General features: G+C 43.1%; 12 protein-coding genes. 11 read left to right on the top strand and 1 reads right to left on the bottom strand.

All coding sequences use genetic code 11. From position 1 onward, the window contains the following. The gene (gene ssb, locus EAG18_RS04455) at positions 1–651 is read left to right on the top strand and encodes a single-stranded DNA-binding protein (RefSeq protein WP_125251194.1); all 651 of its coding nucleotides are present in this window, start codon (positions 1–3) and stop codon (positions 649–651) included. A 502-nt stretch (positions 652–1,153) separates the two neighbouring features. Beyond that, positions 1,154–2,626, top strand: coding sequence for an EAL domain-containing protein (locus tag EAG18_RS04450; RefSeq protein WP_275557228.1), 1,473 nt, complete (start codon positions 1,154–1,156; stop codon positions 2,624–2,626). 282 nt (positions 2,627–2,908) lie between these two features. Here EAG18_RS04450 and EAG18_RS04445 read toward each other — a convergent pair whose 3' ends face one another. Next, positions 2,909–3,814, bottom strand: a complete 906-nt coding sequence (locus EAG18_RS04445) for a pyridoxal-phosphate dependent enzyme (protein ID WP_125251192.1) — start codon at positions 3,812–3,814, stop codon at positions 2,909–2,911. 299 nt (positions 3,815–4,113) lie between these two features. Between EAG18_RS04445 and EAG18_RS04440 the strand changes: the two genes are divergently transcribed. The 9 genes from EAG18_RS04440 (at position 4,114) to tldD (ending at position 16,775) form a co-directional block, all read left to right on the top strand. Further along, entirely contained in the window at positions 4,114–6,126 is a 2,013-nt protein-coding gene (locus EAG18_RS04440) for a formylglycine-generating enzyme family protein (RefSeq protein ID WP_125251191.1), read from the top strand. A gap of 67 nt (positions 6,127–6,193) precedes the next feature. Then, positions 6,194–7,237, top strand: coding sequence for a rod shape-determining protein (locus EAG18_RS04435; protein ID WP_010376642.1), 1,044 nt, complete (start codon positions 6,194–6,196; stop codon positions 7,235–7,237). Then, positions 7,237–8,079 carry a rod shape-determining protein MreC gene (gene mreC / locus EAG18_RS04430; RefSeq protein ID WP_125251190.1) on the top strand — a complete coding sequence of 281 codons (843 nt, stop codon included), beginning with the start codon at positions 7,237–7,239 and terminating at the stop codon, positions 8,077–8,079. The genes EAG18_RS04435 and mreC overlap by 1 nt, the downstream gene beginning before the upstream one ends. Continuing rightward, positions 8,072–8,551, top strand: a complete 480-nt coding sequence (gene mreD / locus EAG18_RS04425; RefSeq protein ID WP_125251189.1) for a rod shape-determining protein MreD — start codon at positions 8,072–8,074, stop codon at positions 8,549–8,551. The genes mreC and mreD overlap by 8 nt, the downstream gene beginning before the upstream one ends. Next, positions 8,551–9,126 (top strand): nucleoside triphosphate pyrophosphatase, encoded by a 576-nt coding sequence (locus tag EAG18_RS04420; protein WP_125251188.1) that lies wholly within the window; start codon positions 8,551–8,553, stop codon positions 9,124–9,126. Before mreD ends, EAG18_RS04420 begins: the two co-directional genes overlap by 1 nt. Continuing rightward, complete coding sequence (rng, locus tag EAG18_RS04415; protein WP_125251187.1) at positions 9,119–10,591, top strand: ribonuclease G; 1,473 nt, start codon at positions 9,119–9,121, stop codon at positions 10,589–10,591. Before EAG18_RS04420 ends, rng begins: the two co-directional genes overlap by 8 nt. 13 nt (positions 10,592–10,604) lie before the next feature. Continuing rightward, the gene (locus tag EAG18_RS04410) at positions 10,605–14,531 is read left to right on the top strand and encodes a YhdP family protein (protein ID WP_125251186.1); all 3,927 of its coding nucleotides are present in this window, start codon (positions 10,605–10,607) and stop codon (positions 14,529–14,531) included. Then, positions 14,524–15,339: a carbon-nitrogen hydrolase family protein gene (locus EAG18_RS04405; protein WP_125251185.1), complete on the top strand. Its 816-nt coding sequence runs from the start codon at positions 14,524–14,526 to the stop codon at positions 15,337–15,339. The genes EAG18_RS04410 and EAG18_RS04405 overlap by 8 nt, the downstream gene beginning before the upstream one ends. Beyond that, positions 15,336–16,775, top strand: coding sequence for a metalloprotease TldD (tldD, locus tag EAG18_RS04400; RefSeq protein ID WP_125251184.1), 1,440 nt, complete (start codon positions 15,336–15,338; stop codon positions 16,773–16,775). The genes EAG18_RS04405 and tldD overlap by 4 nt, the downstream gene beginning before the upstream one ends. Positions 16,776–16,796 lie beyond the last annotated feature (21 nt).

Here is a 16,796-nt window from a genome sequence, read left to right as displayed (position 1 = left end):
ATGGCACGTGGTGTTAATAAAGTAATTTTGGTAGGTAATCTGGGCCAAGATCCTGAAGTTCGCTATATGCCAAATGGTAATGGTGTGGCTAACATCAGCATCGCGACAACAGACAGCTGGAAGGATAAAAATACCGGTCAACTACAAGAGCGCACTGAGTGGCACAGAGTTGTACTATTTGGCAAGCTAGCAGAAGTGGCTGGTGAGTACCTGAGAAAAGGCTCACAAGTATACATCGAAGGGCGTTTGCAGACTCGTAAGTGGACAGATCAAAGCGGCCAAGAAAAGTATACAACAGAAATTGTTGTAGACATGGGTGGTCAAATGCAGATGTTGGGTGGCCGTGGTGAGCAGCAAGGCCAAGGCGGCGGTCAATACCAAGGTGGTCAGCAACAGCAAAATAACTATGGCCAACAAAGCTATAATCAAGCGCCACAACAACAGTATGCGCAGCCACAGCAGCAGTCAAACCAGCAACAAGGTGGCTTTGCACCTCAGCAATCGCAGCAGAATACACAACAATCTTCTGGCTTTGGTGGTCAATCGCAAGGTGGGTTTGCACCGCAACAGAATCAAAACCAGTCACAGTCAGGCGGTAGCTCAAACCCTATGGAGCCACCAATCGATTTTGATGATGATATTCCGTTCTAAAGAACATGTGAAATAGTGTAATTTTTTCTAACCCCAGCCTCGTGCTGGGGTTGTTGTAATTGATTTCCTTATAGCAACCTTTCCGTATAAATTGATATTGAACGCGAGCACTTTTCTGACTTGTTCTCAGGTGCTTAGTTTATAGAGGTAATTTAATAGCAATTTGACTTAATACTTGCTCAATTTGAAGGAGTAAATCCGACGCCAACCGCGTTAAAAATTTCTTATTTAGAACAACTAAATAGCAAAATTTTTGCCTGGTTATCGACAAGATTTTCTCGCCTCACAATAGACCACTTAATTAAGAAAACTGGTATAACCTTCAACCTTGCTTGAGTTTTGTGCAATTTTGAACAACACTTCAGTTATCTTTCAAACCAAATCAAGCCTTATGCCAAGTCAGCTGTTAGATGGATGTAGTGGTCAGTATAGGAACAAGTTAATCGCGGTCAGCTTGGTTGTGTTGTTTTGCTTAAATTTTCTAATTCAACACTTGCTGCACATGCAAATTCACAGCCAAGGAGAAGCAGCTGCTGCTGAAATAACGCAATTAACAGCCAGTAAAATGGAACAGGAAGCTGAGCGCATTGCGGCAAATCATGGTTTCAGCACTTTACCTTTGGCACAGCACGAAGCTCACCGGTTTGTGGTTAACGAAAGGCCGGTTGTGCTCTATCATGAACCTGTCTGGGTCAGTCATGGTCACTTACTTATTTTTTTCAATTTGCTTTTTTTTGGTCTTGTTCTTTTCGTTCACCGCTGGTGGTTCTTATACGGTAAGCCTGAGCCCAAAGAAGATAACGATGAGCGCACATTGTTACCAATAAAATCTGAAGAAGGTTATGCGTTTTTTGCATTAGTACATTGGCAGTGTCATTCACCAAAAGAGGTTGATCTACAGCTACACTTTCAGCTTGCATTGGTTAAGGGGCTCAGTGAGTTTGGTACGGTGGCGGTAAAATACTTACCATCGGGTGCATTAGCGGTTACCGTAAAGCAGGTTGATACCAGTAAAGGCATGGATTTGGCGAAGCAGATGCATGAAATCGTTTTTAAAGTCATGTTAGCGTTTCGTGGTGATCTATCGCGTAGCAAAGTAAAACTTGGTGCGTGTCTTTATCAAGAGAATAAGCAACAAACGCAAGTTTATCAGAGTGCAAAGTCTGCACTTGCGATTGCGCAAAATCAAGTGTGGCAACATACCCACTTAGTTCACCTGACAGAGTTACTCGCAAGAAGATTAAATGAAGATGGTGAAATGCTGCTTACTCATCTTAAAACAGGGCAATTTTCATTGTTTTTTCAGCCGCTGTTCGATTTTTTGGTGGAAGATGTCATTGTGAGCGAAGCCTTGTTAAGGGTCTCTCATAAGGAAATGGGACGTATTTCTGCAAAACAAGTGATGCAGCATCTATACACACCAGAGCAGTTTCAATTTCTTGATAGGGCTATTGTTAAGCAAGTACTTTCGGTTTATCAACAAGAAAAGAGCTTTGGTAAGGTCAGTATAAATTTGCATATCAATAGCTGGCTAGATCAAACTTTTATTGATTGGTTAGAGCAGCAAATAGTCGCTGCCCATGGTGGCTCCGCAATCGGTTTTGAGCTTAGTATTGAAGATGTGCATTTACATGGAGAAAGATTGCTTCAAGCGTTTAGACGGCTCAAAGGCTTAGGTTGTGACCTTTACTTGGACAATGTAACACAAACGGTATCTTTGGCTTCTACCCCACTTATCAAACAGGTCAAAGCGATTAAGTTGAGTTATGAATTGGTGCATGAAATTGAGAAATCGGCTTATCGGAAACGAACCGTAAGGCAAATTGTTACACAAGCTAGAGGGTTAGGGATCCCTGTATACGCTGTGGGCATCGAAACACAAAGCGAGTTAAGTTGTATTAAAAGCTTAGGCGTTAAAGGCGCACAAGGACATTATTTTTCAGCGCCTCTGGAACAGCTTGCGGATATTCACTAACCCGATGTGGCGGTAGCAATAATACCAATTTTCTTAATTAAGTGGTCTATTTTGAGGCGAGAAAATCTTGTCGATAACACCGCTTCCGCGTCCTGCTCACGCCGAGGTACCTACGTCCTGTAGGTAAGGCAAAAATTTTGCTATTTAGTTGTTCTAAATAAGAAATTTTTATCGCGGTTAGCATCAGATTTACTCCTTCAAATTGAGTAAGTATTAAGTCAAATTGGTATAAATATCCTCACAACATGTTGATTATGTACTTACACCACCGTGTCGCAAGGATTAACGGTGGCCTTGCTGCATGTAACGCATCCCATCCAGTCCTTGTAATCCACCTGTGTGGATAGCGGTGATCACACTGCCGCTATCAAAATAACCCTGCTGTGCCAAAGAGAATATAGCGAAAAATAGTTTGCCTGTATAAATAGGTTCCAAGGGGAGTGCGTACTTTTCCTTCATGTGAGCGCAAAATGAGAGTAATTCCGGTGTGGTTTTGGCATATCCGCCATGATGAAAGTCATGTAGAAGTCCCCAAGTATTAAAGCAATCGTTGGGTAGTAGCGCTTTTATTTCTTGCTCTAAGTATTGCGCGCCTTTTAACACGGTAACACCAAGTACTTGGGAACTTTTCGATGCAGCTATCAGGCCTGCGAGTGTGCCTCCGCTACCGACAGCTGTCATTATATAGTCACTCTGTGGTAGTGAAGTGGCAAGCTCTTGAATACCTTGTAAAGCAAAGTGGTTGCTTCCTCCTTCAGGTATAATAAAGGCATTTTCAAACTTGGCTTGCAACCGCAGTAAATAATCAGGACTCGACCTTTGTCTATACTCTATGCGACTGACGGGGTGTAGGGTTAGCCCACATGCGCTCGCCATTTTTAGTGTAGGGTTGTGATAGTCCAGTTCTGGACCTCTGACAATCAGGTGGCCTGCTATTCCAAATAGTTTACATGCCATACTCGTAGCGTATAAATGATTGGAAAAAGCACCGCCAAAGGTGACCAGCTCTTCAAGTCCGGATTTTTGTAGATGAAGTAAGTTATATTTCAACTTCCGCCATTTGTTTCCTTGAATTACTGGATGGATCAGGTCATCACGTTTCACTTGCAATGTAAGACCATATTTTTCCAGTATCGGATGATTGATGATTTGAATTGGCGATTCTTTAATATCTTTGATTGCTAACATGATGAGATTGGTATGAACAGACACTGCGTTATGGTAAACAGCATCAACATTTCACTCCAGTGTTTGTTACTACTTTTTTAAGTGATGCGAAGATTGTCATGTTAAATGTGTAACGCAGCGTAATGAGAGAGAAAAATCGACAAAATCTCATCTAAAAACTGGCAAGACGCTGGTTAATAGTTGTAAACTCAGATATTAATTGTGCAAAGCTTGTGTTTTACTTTGTAAGTACATAGCATAGAGCCCTAACTATAAGAAATAACAAGACCAAACAACTGCCGCTGTTGGGAATGGAACATATGCGAATTGCTCCTTTAACTTTTATTGTCTCGGCCTCTATTCTGGCCATGAGTACTGTTGCTTCAAGCGCTATGGCGCAAGACACTGCGACGGTCACAGCCATTGAATCTGAGCTGTCTACTAAGCAAACTGAATTAGATAAATACTCGGTTGTGTTGGAAAAGCACTTAGCAGAAGAAACGCGTCTACAATCTCAGCTTGAATTACTGCGCAAACGGTCTGGAGAGTTAGACAAAGAGAAAAATCAAGCATTGGATGCGATGAATGAGCTGTATAGAAGGTTGATTGACGATCCCTCTATTGATATTTCCGCAGCGCAGTCTCGTTATCAACAAGCGGTAGCAGATCACAAGCAAAACAAAGAAGATATTGCGATGCAAATAGCGGCAATTGCATCTCAACGAAAAGATATTGAGCAGGTTCGCATCACCAAACATACTTTGGTGAATACACTTGAAAACCTCAAGGATCAACTCGGTACTGCACGAGTTGAAAGGCTTCGCAACGAATTTACTCGCGAAGGCACATTAGAGATAGAGCATACGATTAATTGTAAACGCACAGAAACCTTGGCTGCTTGTGAACAGCGTGGTCAACAGATGGGTTTGCAAAAAGCAACGAAACGCTTTATTGACCAAATCTTTGCTAACTTGACAGAAAGCAGAGTGGTTGAGCCAAAACGCAATATGGCCGGAGCGCAGGTACACGTAGTTAGTAGTCATGTTGTAAATAGTGGATTTAGTGGTCAAGGCAATTACAGCGTGAATTTAAGTGTGACGATGCGTGGCGATGTAAACAGCAGTCGTTTATGTAACTTGTTAAGCTTAGATAACCGTTATTGTGTTGAATATGGCACTCCACTGGCCGTCAATTACCAATCAAATTACACGGCAATATACAGCGACGACCAACTGACTTTTACAGATAAACAAAGTACGCCGGTGGATGTGGCTACTATTGCTAAACAACCCATCGTGGAGACCCCCCTTGTAAAAAAGTCACAAACGGCTGATAAAACAGTCGAGCTGACATTACGGTCTAATGTTTACGATGACGAAGTATTCATCAACGGAGTGAGCTATGGTGCGACCAAAACGACGGTTGCTATCCCAACGGGCTTCTATGATGTTGAAATCAGAAAAATCGGTTACGAACCTTACAAAGCGCGAATTCATCTACAAGCAGCACAAACTATCAATGCAAAGTTAGTCAAAAAGCGTCAGTCAGTTACTCAGTTAGTCAGTAAAAAAACAGGAACTAACACTTCACCGGTTCAGTCTATTGCTCAGTCACCTACTGAAAATGAACTCGCGATTATTCCAGCTGGCACTTTCAAGATGGGAGACTTAACGGGTAATGGCTTGCCAAATGAGCGTCCAATTGTGGAAAAAGTGCTAAGCCACTCATATGCAATGCAAAGTACTGAAGTCACGGTTGCCGCCTTTCGACGTTTTGCACAAAGCACGGGTTATAAAACGTTAGCTGAGCAGGGTAAAGGGTGCGCATTTTATAAAAACGGTGAACCTGTTTGGGAACTTGAATTTAACTGGCAAAATCCAGGCTATGAGCAATCAGATAATTTTCCCGTTGTCTGCGTTGCTTACGATGACGCTAAAGCGTACGCTAATTGGTTATCTGGTGAAAAGGGACAACAATATCGATTACCCAATGAAGTCGAGTGGGAATATGCTGCTCGCGCAGGTACAACTTCAGAGTACCCTTGGGGAAATGAAATTGGTAGAAATTTAGCAAATTGTGGCTGGTGCGGAAGTGAGTGGTCAAATAAAAGCCCAGCTCCAGTCAGTCAGTTTTCACCAAATAGTTACGGTCTGTATGACACAGTTGGAAATGTATGGGAGTGGACGCAGAAGCGTGCATCTCAACAGGATGTTACTGTACGTGGTGGTGCGTGGAATTTTGCTCCGAGCTTGGCAAGAGTATCAACTCGCTTAGCTTTAGCACCAGATTTTAGAGCGAATTATATAGGCTTTCGACTTGTTCGAGAGCGTTAAGTAGTAAATTAAGAGCAGCGATTAGCGCTGCTTTGTTTGACAGAATTCTGAAAGGTCACCCAGCCTCATGTTTAAAAAATTACGCGGATTATTTTCTAACGATCTCTCTATCGACTTAGGGACAGCTAATACACTTATCTATGTAAAAGAAGAAGGCATAGTACTGAATGAACCGTCAGTCGTTGCTATTCGACAGGAGCGTGCCGGTGGACCAAAAAGTGTCGCATCTGTTGGTACTGCTGCAAAGCAAATGCTGGGTCGAACACCGGGTAATATAAAAGCCATTCGTCCAATGAAAGATGGTGTAATCGCTGACTTTTATGTGACAGAAAAGATGCTGCAGCATTTTATTAAGCAAGTACATAATAATAACTTTATGCGTCCTAGCCCACGCGTACTTATTTGTGTACCGTGTGGTGCAACTCAGGTTGAAAAGCGTGCTATCCGTGAGTCAGCAATGGGAGCAGGCGCGCGCGAAGTATACTTGATTGAGGAGCCGATGGCCGCGGCAATTGGTGCTGGTTTACCGGTATCTGAAGCCACAGGTTCAATGGTTGTCGACATTGGTGGTGGTACTACAGAAGTGGCGATTATCTCGCTAAATGGTGTCGTTTATTCTTCATCAGTACGTATCGGTGGTGATAAGTTTGATGAAGCTATTATCAACTATGTGCGTCGCAACTTCGGAAGTTTAATTGGTGAAGCAACGGCCGAGCATATTAAACATGAAATTGGCTCTGCCTTTAAGAGTGAAACGCCGATTGAAATCGAGGTTCGTGGCCGTAACCTTGCTGAAGGTGTGCCGCGTTCCTTTACCCTAAACTCGCATGAGATCCTAGAAGCGTTACAAGAGCCATTAATGGGGATTGTCAGTGCGGTTATGGTTGCTCTTGAGCAGTCCCCACCAGAGTTGGCATCTGATATTTCTGCTCATGGTATGGTGCTCACAGGCGGTGGTGCCTTGCTAAAAGATCTCGATCGCTTGCTAATGGAAGAGACCGGGATACCAGTTGTCGTTGCTGATGATCCATTGACTTGTGTCGCCAGAGGGGGAGGCAAAGCGCTAGAAATGATTGATATGCACGGTGGTGATGTTTTTAGCTACGACTGATGAATTTACTCTTTGGCCGAACCATCCCATTACAACTGCGACTTACTGTCGCAGTTGTGCTTAGTATTATTCTGATCATTGGCGATCGCTACACGGCTGGCGGCACGATGGTAAGAACGAGTTTGAATACGCTCGTGAGTCCTTTATTGTACGTTGCCAATATTCCATATGAAGCATTTAGTTTTGGGTTAAAGAGCCTAAATACGCGAGATAAATTACAACAAGAAAATCAGTTACTTAGAGAAAAACAACTGTTACAAAGTGAGCAACTGCAACAATTACMGTTTCTGCAAAAGGAAAACCAGGAACTACGTGCCTTACTGCGAGCTTCTGCTAGAGAAGGCAACCAAAGGCTTATTTCTCAGGTGTTGTCTGTACATTCAAATCCATACAGTCACCAGGTCGTAATCAATCGCGGCACTATTGATGGCATTAGTGAAGGCCAGGCTGTGATCGATGAAATGGGTATAGTCGGGCAACTTACCCAAGTTGGTACTACAACATCGCGTGTCTTGCTGATGACAGATACTACCCATGCAACACCGGTTAGGATCTTAAGAAATGACGTAAGAACAGTAGTAGAGGGAACCGGTAAAATAAACAGTGTACGCCTCGCGCATGTCCCCCATAGTATGGATATTCGAATTGGGGATATATTAGTAACATCAGGCTTAGGTGGGACATTTCCAGAGGGTTACCCTGTTGCAGTTGTGACTGAAATTGACCGTGATGAAGGGCTGCCATTTGCACAAGTGCAGGCTGAGCCTGTGGCGCAACTTGATCGGATCCGATTGTTAGTGGTGCTAGGTAAGCGCAGGCAAGAGGCAATTAATAATGAGTAAAAATAGTGGTTTATTAATTGCACTCAGCGTATTTGTAGCTCTGATCATGGCCTTGATGCCACTACCTTTTTCCCTAGAGCCATTTCGCCCTGATTGGGTTTTACTAGTGCTAATGTATTGGTCTTTGGCTGTACCTCACCGTGTTAATATTGGTTGGGCTTGGGTAACCGGATTAATCATTGATTTGGCTATGGGGGCACCACTTGGAGTAAACTCACTAACTTACTCAATTTGCATTTACATCACAGCCAGTAATTTCCAAAAAATTCGTAACTTCTCTATTTGGCAGCAGGCAGTATTAATTGGATTGTTTTTGGCTCTCTATCATTTGTTACAATTCTGGCTTAATCATTTCTTGCTTGATATCTACTTTAACCCGCATTATTTGTGGCCTGCAGTTACAGGCATGGTGTGCTGGTTGTGGATATTCCCGCTACTGAGAAAATACCGTAGACAGTTTAGGATCCGATAATGCCAACCAATTTATATCTCGCTTCGGCTTCTCCAAGACGCAGTGAATTGTTATCGCAACTAGGTTATGCCTTTGAGCAGTTTAGTATTGATGCTGACGAAAGCCCATTGGCTGGTGAAACCGCAATACAAATGGTTGAGCGGCTCGCGCGTTTAAAAGCGCAGTCGGGCGTCGCAAAAGGTTATACCGACAGACCTGTATTGGGCAGTGATACTGTTGTGGTGATTGATGGCGAGGCACTTGGAAAACCTCGTGATAAAGCTGATTTTATCAGCATGATGCGACGCCTATCAGGCAATACTCATCAGGTAATGACCGCAATCGCACTTGCTGATCCTAATAAAGTATTGAGTCAGGTAGTGACAACGGATGTGACCTTTAAGGAATTAGATGACACTGAAATTGAAGCATATTGGCAGACCAAAGAGCCGCAAGATAAAGCGGGTGGTTATGGGATCCAGGGGCTCGGCGGGCGCTTTGTTACTGAGATCCAAGGTAGCTATTTTGCAGTTGTGGGCTTACCTTTATATGAGACGGATGAATTAATACAACGGTTTTTAAATAATTATGAGTAGCGAACTACTAATTAACGTCACCCCCAGTGAAAGTCGTGTAGCCTTAATAGAAAATGGCGTGCTGCAAGAGGTACAGGTTGAGCGCATCGGCAACTTGGGAATAGTTGGCAATATCTATCTTGGAAAAGTGAGCCGAGTGTTGCCCGGTATGCAAGCTGCGTTTGTTGATATTGGTTTGGAGAAAGCTGCGTTTTTACATGCTTCTGATATTGTCAACAGTGCTTCTATCGAAGAAGGAGTTGCAGACTCACCAGTTAAAAAAGTACAAGATATTCGCGAACTGGTAAAGCAAGGGCAATTTATCATGGTGCAAGTGGTGAAAGATCCGCTGGGTACTAAAGGCGCTAGGCTAACCACAGATATCACCATTCCGTCTCGTTATTTAGTATTTATGCCAGATGCGACACATGTCGGTGTGAGCCAGCGTATTGAAACAGAGCAAGAACGAGATAGATTAAAAGAAATCGTTGCTCAATATAATGATGAAAATGGCGGTTTTATTGTTCGCACCGCTGCCGAAGGTGCTTCAGAAGCAGAACTAAAACACGATGCGGAATTTCTGAAAAAGTTATGGCAGAAGATAGTGACGCGCCGCCGCAAAACCAGTAAAGCAAGGATCTTGCACGAAGATCTGACTTTGGCATTTAGAACATTGCGTGATTATGTCGGTGAGGACATGGAACGCATCCGTGTTGACTCAAAGTTGACCTATCAAGAGTTAAAATTATTTACCGAAGAGTTTGTTCCACAGCTGGCAAGCGCACTGGAATACTATCCTGGTGAGCGCCCCATTTTTGACTTATTTGATGTCGAATCTGAAATACAAAAAGCACTACATCGCAAGGTAGAATTAAAGTCAGGCGGCTACTTGATCATAGATCAAACTGAGGCGATGACAACGGTTGATGTCAACACTGGAGCGTTTGTTGGCCACCGTAACTTAGAAGAAACCATTTTTAATACCAATGTTGAAGCGACTTCTGCTATTGCAAGGCAACTCAGGCTCAGAAACCTTGGTGGTATCATCATTATCGACTTCATCGACATGGTATCGGATGAGCATAAACGCCGCGTATTGCACTCTTTAGAAACTGCGTTGTCCAAAGACCGAGCAAAAGCCAATATTAATGGACTTTCTGCGCTAGGGCTTGTTGAGATGACGCGAAAACGCACGCGTGAAAGCTTGGAGCACATTCTTTGTGATGTATGTCCATCTTGCTCTGGGCGAGGATCGTTAAAGACAGTTGAAACCGTATGCTATGAAATTTTACGTGAAATAGTCCGTGTTAATCGAGCGTATGACGCTGATAAGTTCATGGTGTATGCCTCTCCTGCGGTGAGTGAGGCTTTGATTAATGATGAGTACCATAACTTGGCTGAGCTTGAACTATTTATAGGTAAACAGGTCAGTATTCAAACTGAGAGCTTATACAGCCAAGAACAGTTTGATGTAGTAATGATGTAAAAGGTAGTGGTACATGCAGGCTAAGGCCGTTTGTTTTTTCTGCCTGCGCAAAGCATGGCAAATTTTTGCGATCACTTTAGTGACACTTGCGGTGCTGGTGTCTGCGCTAAAGTATGCCTTGCCCTATGCAAATGATTATAAAAGTAACATCGAAGCGCTTATCCAAAAGCAGCTCAATGTTGACATCAGTATAGGTCAAATCAGTGCAAGCTGGGAGGGCAATGGCCCAGCTTTAGTGCTGGAGTCACTCTCTTTTAAAGATAACCAGAATTCGCCTATTTCAATTAATATTGCGAAAACTTCATTACAGCTGAATGTGTTTGAGTCTGTGCGGCAGATGCAAATCGCATCTAATTACTTTGTGTTGGAAGGTTTTGAAGCTGATATTGACCTTCGCAAGCTCAGTAATACCCAAGAGCAAAATGAATTTGAGCAGCAAGCACTGCTTGAAAGTCTGTTTTTGGGAGATGTGGGGCACTTTGCTGTGCAAAGCAGTCGCCTTAACATTACCTTTGCCAGTGGTAAAACACATCGCTTACTGCTTAAAGACTTGGTATGGCAAAACTCTAGCGCGTTGCATGAAGGGATAGGGGAAATTGCATTACCGGGTTTTTCGCAGGGACAGTTCAATGCTCGCATATCTTTATCTGGAAGAAAGCTAAGTGAACTGGCGGGCGATATTTATGTGTCTGCTGACAAAGTAGATCCTGTTGACTGGTTAGAAGAACTTGTGACGTTAACCTATCCCAACCTCAGTGCAGACATTAATGCGCAACTATGGCTTGGGTTTGAACAGGGTGCACTGCAAGACATCACGGTAGACATTAAACCAAGTGCGTTGACATGGGTTGAGGATGAGCGTGAGCGCACACTGGTATTAGATGACGCACAATTTCTACTCACCCCCGATTCTGAAGGCCTGTGGATCCAAAGTAGTGGTATTCAGTTTACGCATAACCAAAAAGCACTCGAACCAATCCAGCTTGAAGCAAAATGGTTTAAGCACAATAAAACGTTTTGGCTCGAAAATATCAACGCTAGTTTACTGGCGGAGTTGGCCCAACTGGCGCAGTTTCCTGGGCGGGACTTACTTTATGGTATGAATCCTAATGGCCAACTGAGTGCGGCTAAGTTCAGTATTAGCGATGACGCTTCATGGTCAGCATGGGGGGTCGTTGAAAATATTGCAGTGGAACCGTATCAAGGGATCCCAGGTATTTATGGCGCACGATTAGAAGTTGTGGCGTTGGATAATCAAGTTAGGTTAAATGTTAGTGTTGATCAAAGTGAGCTTTTATCAAAGGAAACCTTTAAGAATAATATTGAAATTCAACAGTTAAGTGGTGATATTTTCATCCGAGAGCAACAGCTAAGAGGGTGGCAAGTTTCTAGCCCTAATTTTTGGATAAGTAATCAAGACGTGGCGTTAGCTGCGGAGTTTTCATTACAATTAAATGATGATCCTACTTTAGACTTATATGCAGAGTTATCGGGTGGACGAGGTGAGATAGCGTCTCGATATTATCCGGTAAGTATCATGCGTAAAAGCCTAGTCGACTATCTAGAATCAGGTATACAGGGCGGTCAGCATTTACAAACCCAAGTGTTACTTAATGGTCCTCTCTCGCATTTCCCGTTTGCTGATAAGCAAGGCCAGTTTGAAGTTAAATCACGTTTGAATGAAGTTAAATTTAACTTTGCACCCGGTTGGCCAAGCGTAACGTCTGGCGATGTTACTTTACACTTTGCAAATGAAAGAATGGATATTTATGTACATCGTGGTGAACTGGTTAATCAGACAGTTGATCAAGGAGTGGTGGTTAGTATTGAAGATCTCAATCAAGCAGATGTACTCACTGTAGATATTCTTCACAACACTGAAGCCAGTACATTACAACCTTTCTTCAGTGCAACGCCAATTGCAGATCCGCTCGAAAATATATTAGAAATTGTTCAGGCAAAAGGGAACGCGACAGGAGAAGTGCTTCTCACTGTGGATTTACATGATGGCGCTGTGCGTGCTCAAGGCGATGTTTATCTTAAAGATAATTCGGTTTTTTTAGCAAAACCAGGTATGCAGTTGGAGAAGGTAAATGGCATCATTGCATTCGATGATGACAATATTCAGGTGAATGAGTTAACCGCGACTTGGCTTGATATGCCACTGTCTATGAATTTATCCGGCTCAGGTAACAAGCAAAGTTATCAAGTGAGTAGCAAGATTGGCTTACAAGCTGGAATCACCCAACTAACACCCTATGCAAATGGCATTATTGATGGCTACTTTGAGGGGATTAGCATGCTCAATACTGAGTTAACACTCAACTTTGCTGACTCTGGCTTCAACTACAAAGCAACGTTTGATAGTGATCTACGTGGTATAACTAGTTATTTACCTGATCAGTTTGCTAAACCAGCAAATCAAACCAAACTACTAAGTGGTATGGTGCTAGGTGATGATATTTCTAACCTGATCACGGCAAGACTAGACAGTCAATTGTATTTTAATGGCATCATAGATAACAGCACGGGGACCATGCGCAATGCGCATCTGATAATTGGAAGTAAAGACGAAGGCTTAAATAGCGAAGGGTTTGATATTACGATAAAACAACAAGAGATCGAACTGCTTCCTTGGTTACCTTTGATTGACCGTATTGTTTCGGTACCAAGTAGTGATACCGACAGCGCATTTTTGCCTGCATTGAATCAGGTTAGTGGGGCGTTTTCAAAAGTAACTTTTTCGGATATTCCATTTTACGATGTTGATTTTGCAATGACACCTTTAAATGGCGCTATGCAGCTTAAAATCAATAGTAAAGAAATGCGCACTCAGGTAGCAATACCAAGGTCTAGTTCTAGCCGACCGATACACATTAATAGTGACTATTTACGACTTAATTTGCCCAAAGAGGCGTCATCACAGCAAGGTTTACCCGCAGAGATTGATTCTCTTGACTGGTTACTCGAATTGCCTGCCACTGAATTTGTATGTGCCGACTGTAAGGTTGATGACTATCAATTAGACAAGGTGAACCTTTCTTTATTTGGTGACGGTAACAAGCTGATCATTTCCGAGTTAGTTATTGATAAAAAAGAACATAAATTAAATGCCAGTGGCCGGTTTGAACAAGGGAAAACGAGCCTAACGGGCGTACTTGCCAGTGATGATTTTGGGGAATTAATGGATGAATTTGATATTACATCTACTATCAAAGACTCTCGCGCCAATATAGAGTTTGCTATGGACTGGCAAGGTGCACCCTATGATTTGGACATGCCAAGTCTTGCTGGAACCGTAACATGGCGCTTAGGTGAAGGGCATTTGGCAGAGATAAGCGATAAAGGGGCGCGGGTATTTTCATTATTGAGTTTAGATTCGTTGATTAGAAAACTGCGCCTTGACTTCAGAGACGTGTTCTCCAAAGGTTTTTTTTACAATGGTATGAGTGGCTCAGTACACTTAAATAATGGTGTAGCAGTCACTGAAGACACTAAATTAGATGGCGTACCAGCAGATTTAGCTATACGGGGTTATGCTGATCTCAATACGTACGAAATTAATTATGATTTGGCTGTAGCACCCCAAGTCACCTCTAGTTTACCTGTGATAATGGCGTGGGCGGTGAATCCCGTTACTGGGCTGGCGGCATTGGCACTAGACAAAGTGATCCACTCTGCACGGGTTATCTCTGAAATAAACTTTAAGATCACCGGCACGATGCAAGAACCCATAGTGACAGAGGTTGATCGTAAGAGTAAAGAGGTCGAGTTACCGACGCCTATTATTCCGGTAAGTGAGCAATTACCAGACGACGAAACAATAAAAAGTGACAATCAGAACGAAGCAACTGAGCCCCCAGTTCAAAGTGGGGATGCTACACTTAAACAAGAAAAGCAGTCCATAGAGCCGCAAAATAAGGAAGGTGGCAATGGCTAAAGTCATCGCATTACCGATGTGCTCGGCACAGACCGCAGAGGTAAACCTAGCTTATCTGCGCCGTCAGTTAGCTTTGTTGGTCATTGAGGAAGAAACTTTAGTTTGCTTGCCTGAAAGCTGGCTGGCATTTTGTGAGAATGCGCAGCAAGCTTGGGAAGGTGCACATCACAGTGAGCAGTACCTTATAGAGCTATCAGCTCTTTGTCGTCAATATGGCATTTGGCTTGCTGCTGGCACTATTGCAACACTGGGTGTTGATGAAAAGTATTTGGCAGCCAGCTATTTATTTAACTCGTGTGGAGAGATAGTAGCACGCTACAATAAGATCCACCTATTTGATGCCAATATAAGTGACAAGACTAAACAATACCGAGAGTCTGAGCGAACCCTTCCTGGACAGGAGATAGTGGTTGCTGACAGTCCATTCGGTAAAATTGGCTTCAGTGTATGTTATGACTTACGCTTTGCAAGCTTATATCAAGCGATGAGAGCATTAGGCGCTGAGCTATTTTTAGTTCCTAGTGCGTTTACTTGTGCAACAGGGGCTGCGCATTGGCAGCCCTTGTTACAAGCAAGAGCAATTGAAAATCAGTGCTATGTGGTAGCGGCTGCACAGTCTGGTAACCATGAAAATGGTAGAGAAACATACGGTCATAGCTTAATCGTATCACCTTGGGGTGAGATTTTGGCAGACACAAAGACGAGTTTGGAGCCCATCTCCCAAAAGATTGATAGAGCACTTCTTGATTCTATCCGAAGAAACATGCCGGTAATGGATCACAACCGATTTAAAAGTGAGTTTTTATGAGTAATGTAGAGCAAAATTTACTGACCAATAGCCAGCTGACGAGAGAGCAACTTACACAAACGCTTGATTATATTCACCAGCACAAAGTAAATTATGCCGATTTATACTTTCAATCGAGTCACCACGAAACCTGGGTACTTGAAGACGGTATAGTCAAAGATGGTAGCTACAATATTGAGCGTGGCGTTGGTGTGCGTGCCGTCAGTGGTGAAAAAACGGGGTTTAGTTATTCAGATGCCATCAATATTGAAGCATTAAATAAAGCGGCTGAGGCTGCGCGTAGTATTGCACAAGCTGGTGAAAGTCATAAAGTGCAAGTATTTAGCGATGTATCAGCACCAATCCAATTCCAACCAGCACAACCTATTACTAGCATGGCTGATGCTGATAAGGTGTCTCTGTTAAGAGAAATGGAGCAATGTATCCGTGACTTAGCACCAGAAGCACAACAAGTCGTTAGCTCATTATCCGCGGTATATGAAGAGGTGTTAATTGCTGCGAGTGACGGTACATTTGCGACCGATATTCGTCCATTAATTCGCTTAAATTGCTCAGTACTATTAGAGAAAAATGGTCGCCGTGAACGCGGCAGTGCTGGAGGTGGTGCGCGTTTAGATTATGGCTACTTTAAGGAATTGGTAGATGGTGAACCTAGATGGATGCAGTTTGCAAAAGAAGCGGTAAGGCAAGCTCAAATTAATCTTGAAGCCATTGATGCTCCGGCAGGCACTATGCCTGTCGTCCTCGGTTCTGGTTGGCCTGGAGTTTTGTTGCATGAGGCTGTTGGACACGGCTTAGAAGGTGACTTTAACCGTAAAGGTGCATCAGCATTTAGCGGCCGTATTGGTGAACAAGTTGCTTCTAGCTTATGTACTGTGGTTGACGATGGTACGCTTGCTAATCGCAGAGGCTCTTTAAATATAGATGATGAAGGGACTCCAGCAGCTTACAATGTGCTGATTGAAAACGGTATTTTAAAAGGCTACATGCAGGACAAGCAAAATGCGAGCTTGATGGGAGTTGCGCCAACAGGTAATGCTCGTCGCGAGTCATATGCGCATCTACCTATGCCGAGAATGACAAATACCTACATGTTAGCGGGAGAGCATACGCAAGAGGAAATCATCCGCAGCGTTGATAAAGGCATATTTGCTAATAATTTTGGTGGCGGTCAGGTCGATATTACGTCTGGTAAGTTTGTATTTTCAGCTTCAGAAGCCTACCTAATCGAAAATGGCAAGATCACCCAACCGATTAAAGGAGCCACTTTGATTGGCAATGGCCCTGAAGTGATGAAAAAAGTTTCTATGGTTGGTAATGATTTATCGTTAGATAGAGGCGTTGGTGTGTGTGGTAAAGATGGCCAAAGCGTTCCTGTTGGTGTTGGTCAGCCAAGCTTGAAAATTGATGAGCTAACAGTGGGTGGCACCGCTTAATACTATTTTGTAGACAATAAA

The organism is Pseudoalteromonas sp. J010 (genome assembly GCF_003934235.1).
Taxonomy (GTDB): domain Bacteria; phylum Pseudomonadota; class Gammaproteobacteria; order Enterobacterales; family Alteromonadaceae; genus Pseudoalteromonas; species Pseudoalteromonas peptidolytica.
This window is presented reverse-complemented; position numbering and strand designations above follow the sequence as displayed.

Coding starts and splice junctions, on each gene's coding strand:
- ssb (WP_125251194.1), top strand. CDS start 1: ATGGCACGTGGTGTTAATAAAGTAATTTTGGTAGGTAATCTGGGCCAA.
- EAG18_RS04450 (WP_275557228.1), top strand. CDS start 1,154: ATGCAAATTCACAGCCAAGGAGAAGCAGCTGCTGCTGAAATAACGCAA.
- EAG18_RS04445 (WP_125251192.1), bottom strand. CDS start 3,814: ATGTTAGCAATCAAAGATATTAAAGAATCGCCAATTCAAATCATCAAT.
- EAG18_RS04440 (WP_125251191.1), top strand. CDS start 4,114: ATGCGAATTGCTCCTTTAACTTTTATTGTCTCGGCCTCTATTCTGGCC.
- EAG18_RS04435 (WP_010376642.1), top strand. CDS start 6,194: ATGTTTAAAAAATTACGCGGATTATTTTCTAACGATCTCTCTATCGAC.
- mreD (WP_125251189.1), top strand. CDS start 8,072: ATGAGTAAAAATAGTGGTTTATTAATTGCACTCAGCGTATTTGTAGCT.
- EAG18_RS04420 (WP_125251188.1), top strand. CDS start 8,551: ATGCCAACCAATTTATATCTCGCTTCGGCTTCTCCAAGACGCAGTGAA.
- rng (WP_125251187.1), top strand. CDS start 9,119: ATGAGTAGCGAACTACTAATTAACGTCACCCCCAGTGAAAGTCGTGTA.
- EAG18_RS04410 (WP_125251186.1), top strand. CDS start 10,605: ATGCAGGCTAAGGCCGTTTGTTTTTTCTGCCTGCGCAAAGCATGGCAA.
- EAG18_RS04405 (WP_125251185.1), top strand. CDS start 14,524: ATGGCTAAAGTCATCGCATTACCGATGTGCTCGGCACAGACCGCAGAG.
- tldD (WP_125251184.1), top strand. CDS start 15,336: ATGAGTAATGTAGAGCAAAATTTACTGACCAATAGCCAGCTGACGAGA.